The sequence below is a fragment of the Sphingobium sp. genome (assembly GCF_049304695.1).
GTDB lineage: Bacteria > Pseudomonadota > Alphaproteobacteria > Sphingomonadales > Sphingomonadaceae > Sphingobium.
In genome coordinates this window covers 1-4,307 of the sequence record NZ_JBAQOK010000035.1, presented here as the reverse complement: position 1 = coordinate 4,307, position 4,307 = coordinate 1, and the positions used below count along the sequence as shown (strand labels likewise).

Genomic DNA, 4,307 nt, shown 5'->3' with positions numbered 1-4,307 from the left:
GCTCAACTCTGAGGAATATCGTAGGTGTATTTTGTCATAAATCGGGATATGATTTTCAATAAATCACCTTACGGCAACAGCACGGGCGGGGCGCCTAACGAGAACAAGGTCTATGAGGATGCCGAATCGGCCTGGAATTATCTGGTGGGGCAGCGCGGAATTTCGCCCTCTCGATTGTTTATCTACGGGCACTTGTGGGCGGCGTTTTAAAAGTGCTTAGAATCCGGCGACTTGAAAGTGCCTTTTCTTCGTCTTTTTGTTTGTGATTTTCTTCTGTATTTTCTTCCTGATTTTCATATCAAATCTGTTTCTTCTTCGCTTTTTCCCTTCGTATTTTTCTTCTTTAAATTCTGTTTTATGATTTTTTTCACCTGCAATTGCGGCGCATTATGGGGTTCAGGAGGACCGCTCAATGAAACCCGCCAAGAGCCGCCAATGCTTATGCTGCAAGGCTTCTTTCGAGGCTGACCGTCGCAATGCTCACCACCAGAAATACTGCTCATCACCGGCCTGTCGAAAGGCATCAAAGGCGGCGAGCCAGCGCGTGTGGATGACCAAGCCAGAGAACAGGAATTACCACAGCGGTGCCGAAGCGGTGGCGCGGGTGAGCGAATGGCAGAAGGCGCATCCTGAGTACCGCGTACGGCAAAAGGACAAGCGAGCGGCACGCGCGGCTGCGTTACAAGATCTCTACAATCTGCAACCACCTGAATCAACGCAAGAATTACTCATATTGCCGGAATCTTCCGAGATCTCTGTTTTGCCCGTTCTGCCTGCGTTACAAGATTTCATCATCACGCAACCATTTGTTTTTGTTGGTTTAATCTCTCATTTCTTTAACCTCACGTTACAAGATGACATCGCCAATACCACCCGTTCCCTGCAAAAATTAGGCGAAGACATTGCAAACGGAAGGAAGCCCGATGAATTCCTCAAAACAGATCATTTGTTCAGAGCGCATGCGGCAGGTGCCTGCCCAATTTAGTTGGGTGGATCAGCGCCTGGTGCGGGATAGGTATCTCGACAATTTGGACGTGTATGCCGCAGCACTTTACCTATTTCTGGTCACGGTGTCCGATGCACAAGGCCTGAGTTGGTATGGTGACGCGTCGACGGCGCGGCGCTTATCGATTGATGAGAGCCGACTAAGGCGTGCACGCGACGATCTCATTCGTGTGGGGTTGCTGGTCTACGCCCGTGGGCTGTATCAATTATTGGCGCTGGGCGCGCCATTGCCACCTACACCGGCGCAAATACCGGCACCAAGGCATGAGGCTGCTGAGCGGTGCGCATCATCAGCTCAGGGCGAGCGGTGGCGGCAGGCACTGCGGTCAATGAACATCTGGCCGTACTTCACGCGGCGCTTGGGAGGACGACATGATTTCCTATGAAACCTGGTGCAAGATTCGGGATTGCCTCGATCGCCAACACATGTCGCTGTCCCAGATCGCAACCGCACTGAATTTGCACCCGCGAACCGTGTCGAGTTGGGCTGACTTGTTGCACTACGAAACCCGTAAAAATGTGGTTCGCAGTAGTGTTCTTGACGCATTCAAAGGGCAAGTAACCCGTCTGCTCGACACGCATCCGTTCAGTGCGCAGCAAGTGTTTCAGCGTCTGCGTGAGGCGGGTTATAAGGGTGGCTACACGACGGTCAAGGAGTATGTGCGCCTGATACGGCCCCGGCAGCATGCTGCATTCCTCAAGCTCTCGTTCGCACCGGGAGAAGCTGCGCAAGTGGACTGGGGTGAGTATGGCACGATCGGGGTGGGTGGCACGCGCAGAAAGCTAAGTTTCTTCGTGATGGTGCTTTGCTATAGCCGCCGCATGTATCTGGAGTTCACTGTCGCACAAACAATGGAGCACTTTCTAGCTGCGCACGAGCGGGCATTTGCGGCGTTTAATGCGGTGCCCACACGGATCATGATTGACAACCTGAAGACCGGCGTCATTGAGCATCTGGCCGGTTGTGCGCCGGTATTTAACGCCCGCTATCTTGATTATGCACGCCACTGCGGCTTTGCCATTTCGGCCTGCAACGTGGCGAAAGGGAATGAAAAGGGGCGCGTAGAAAACGGCGTTGGCTATGTCAAAAAGAACTTCCTGAACGGTTTGGACTTGGCGGATTTCAGCGCGATCAATCCAGCCGCGCAGCTGTGGCTGGAGACGGTGGCCAATGTACGCCTTCACAGCGAGACCCGGCAACGGCCGATAGAGATGTTCGAGCAAGAGAAGGCGTATTTACTGCCGCTCAATCCCGCCACTTACGATATTGGCCGTATCAGCACGGTGCGCGTGAACAAGCAGTTTCGCGTCGCGTTTGATTCGAATCATTATTCGGTTCCGATGCATTACGTAGGTAGCCGGGTCATCGTAAAAGCGTATCCGGATCGGGTCTGCATTTACTACGCTGAACAACTGATTGCGCGGCATGAGCGCAGCTATGACCGCCACCAGGACATCGAAGACCCCGAACATCCCAAGGCGCTGATCGCGCAGCGCCAGAACGCCAATCAACAGCGCTTACTGTTGCGCTTTCTGACACTGACACCCAAGGCATCAGCGTATCACGCGGGTTTGCTGGCCAAACGGCTCAACTGGCGCAATCACGTTGCCAAGATTAATGCGCTGGCTGAGATTTACGGCGATCAGGCGACGGGACGTGCAATCGAAGATGCGCTGGCCTTCGATGCCTTCAGCTGCGAATACATCACCAATCTGCTCGAAGCCCGTGCGCGGACACTGCCAGAAGCCAGTCCATTGCAATTAACCCGGCGCCAGGATCTATTGGATCTTGAACTTGCCACCCCCGATCTCTCACTCTACGAGGCAACCCATCATGAAAACAAAAACGGTCAAAAATGAGGTAAACGGCGCGTCAGACACGGAGCGACTGCGCGCGCAGCTGGTGTCCCTGCATATGACCTACGTGGAACAAAACTTTGAAGTATTGGGGCAGAAGGCGGCGCTGGAACAATCTGCTCATGTTGACTACCTGGCGAAATTGATCGATGGCGAGAGCTGCCGCCGAGATGATCGCAGCACCGAGCGGCGCATTGCAGCAGCTCGTTTGCCCGTGCTAAAAACACTGGAACAATTTGAATGGAGTTGGCCTGCCAGCATTAACCAGATGCAAATTCGCCATCTGTTTCGCCTCGATTTCCTGAAGGAAAAGGGCAACATCATTTTTATTGGCAACGTGGGGCTTGGCAAGAGCCACTTCGCAACGGCGCTTGCGCATACCGCCTGCTTGCAGGGACATTCGGCGTTGTTTACCACGGCGATCAACATCATCAACTCACTCGCCGCCGCTCAGGCATCCGGCGGTATCAAGCGTGAAATGAACAAATATCTGAAGCCCGAGCTCCTGGTCATCGATGAACTGGGCTACCTTCCCATCGATAAATTCGGTGCAGACTGTCTCTTCCAGATCATCAGTGCTCGATATGAGCGCAGCTCCACCCTCATTACATCAAATCGCGCGTTTAAACACTGGGCGGAAATCTTCAATAATGACGGCGTGCTGGCATCGGCACTGCTCGATAGGCTCCTGCACCACGCAGAAACGGTTCTTATCGAAGGAAAAAGCTATCGTATGAAAGACCAGATCGATAATTTGAAAGTTTAGCAGCCAACACACGCCATCAAGATGGCTCAAATTGTTTGCTCCATCGAGAAGTACGCCTGATCACCTGCATCGGTACGGCTCATATCAATCGTCTGATGCCTAGCCATGAAACCTTTCGCTGCCATCACCGCAGTGCGTCCCACTCATGCGCAGGAAAATTGGGGAAATAATTAAATTACCAATGGCACTTTCAAGTCGCCGAATTCAAGGCATATTCACGCCGCCGCCCACACATTGCGGAAGAACTCGGACTGAGGGCCGCGCTTGGCGAGAAATACGCTAAAGCAATCGGCGGAAAAAAGGACGAGATGATTAAAGCACTCCTGGCGGTCAAAGGCTTCGTTTACGAAGGCAAGATTCCAAAGGCTTTGCAGTTCACTGCTTAACAACCCAACCGGGGACACTTCCCCGCAAGGGCATGGTGTCCCTTTTTTGTTTTTCCAAAAAGGAGAATTACCATGTTTACTGAACTTCAAATTTTGCTGGCCACCTTGGCTAGCTTGACTGTCTCTTTGGCCGCAAACACGGATGGCACCATTACGGTGACTGTCATCCCGAAAGGCGGAAAAGAAGGCAATACCCTCGATACCCCGCTGACACTCACCGGCACTGCCGCTGAGCTGGATGAGGGATTCGCTGGCATCTTGACCAGCTATGCGAACAAGCGTCAAAACTTGTC

Annotated in this window: 8 protein-coding genes; 6 read left to right on the top strand and 2 right to left on the bottom strand. The window is 52.8% G+C overall.

Translation table 11 applies throughout. The features are described from left to right. Nucleotides 1-48 precede the first annotated feature (48 nt). Nucleotides 49-210, top strand: coding sequence for a hypothetical protein (locus WA070_RS05215; RefSeq protein WP_422633084.1), 162 nt, complete (start codon nucleotides 49-51; stop codon nucleotides 208-210). An 83-nt stretch (nucleotides 211-293) separates the two neighbouring features. Here WA070_RS05215 and WA070_RS05210 read toward each other — a convergent pair whose 3' ends face one another. Next, complete coding sequence (locus WA070_RS05210; RefSeq protein WP_422633083.1) at nucleotides 294-503, bottom strand: hypothetical protein; 210 nt, start codon at nucleotides 501-503, stop codon at nucleotides 294-296. Nucleotides 504-550: 47 nt separating this feature from the next. Between WA070_RS05210 and WA070_RS05205 the strand changes: the two genes are divergently transcribed. From WA070_RS05205 to istB, 4 genes are read left to right on the top strand one after another with little or no spacing between them, the layout of a single operon-like run. After that, complete coding sequence (locus WA070_RS05205) at nucleotides 551-985, top strand: hypothetical protein (RefSeq protein WP_422633082.1); 435 nt, start codon at nucleotides 551-553, stop codon at nucleotides 983-985. Next, on the top strand, nucleotides 924-1,391 hold the full coding sequence (locus tag WA070_RS05200) for a hypothetical protein (protein WP_422633081.1): 468 nt from the start codon (nucleotides 924-926) through the stop codon (nucleotides 1,389-1,391). The genes WA070_RS05205 and WA070_RS05200 overlap by 62 nt, the downstream gene beginning before the upstream one ends. Further along, on the top strand, nucleotides 1,378-2,865 hold the full coding sequence (istA, locus tag WA070_RS05195) for an IS21 family transposase (protein ID WP_422633080.1): 1,488 nt from the start codon (nucleotides 1,378-1,380) through the stop codon (nucleotides 2,863-2,865). Before WA070_RS05200 ends, istA begins: the two co-directional genes overlap by 14 nt. Further along, nucleotides 2,840-3,628: an IS21-like element helper ATPase IstB gene (gene istB / locus WA070_RS05190; RefSeq protein WP_422633079.1), complete on the top strand. Its 789-nt coding sequence runs from the start codon at nucleotides 2,840-2,842 to the stop codon at nucleotides 3,626-3,628. Before istA ends, istB begins: the two co-directional genes overlap by 26 nt. A gap of 215 nt (nucleotides 3,629-3,843) precedes the next feature. Here the strand turns inward: istB and WA070_RS05185 are convergent, their stop codons facing one another. Then, nucleotides 3,844-4,104, bottom strand: a complete 261-nt coding sequence (locus WA070_RS05185; protein ID WP_422633078.1) for a hypothetical protein — start codon at nucleotides 4,102-4,104, stop codon at nucleotides 3,844-3,846. Here WA070_RS05185 and WA070_RS05180 point away from each other — a divergent pair. Continuing rightward, nucleotides 4,087-4,307 (top strand): PRTRC system protein E (locus WA070_RS05180; protein ID WP_422633077.1); only part of this gene is annotated, 221 nt, incomplete at its 3' end. The genes WA070_RS05185 and WA070_RS05180 overlap by 18 nt on opposite strands.

What these genes read in the sequence shown, in the direction of transcription:
- WA070_RS05215 (WP_422633084.1), top strand. Translation starts at nt 49, where the DNA reads ATGATTTTCAATAAATCACCTTACGGCAACAGCACGGGCGGGGCGCCT.
- WA070_RS05210 (WP_422633083.1), bottom strand. Translation starts at nt 503, where the DNA reads ATGAGCAGTATTTCTGGTGGTGAGCATTGCGACGGTCAGCCTCGAAAG.
- WA070_RS05205 (WP_422633082.1), top strand. Translation starts at nt 551, where the DNA reads ATGACCAAGCCAGAGAACAGGAATTACCACAGCGGTGCCGAAGCGGTG.
- WA070_RS05200 (WP_422633081.1), top strand. Translation starts at nt 924, where the DNA reads ATGAATTCCTCAAAACAGATCATTTGTTCAGAGCGCATGCGGCAGGTG.
- istA (WP_422633080.1), top strand. Translation starts at nt 1,378, where the DNA reads ATGATTTCCTATGAAACCTGGTGCAAGATTCGGGATTGCCTCGATCGC.
- istB (WP_422633079.1), top strand. Translation starts at nt 2,840, where the DNA reads ATGAAAACAAAAACGGTCAAAAATGAGGTAAACGGCGCGTCAGACACG.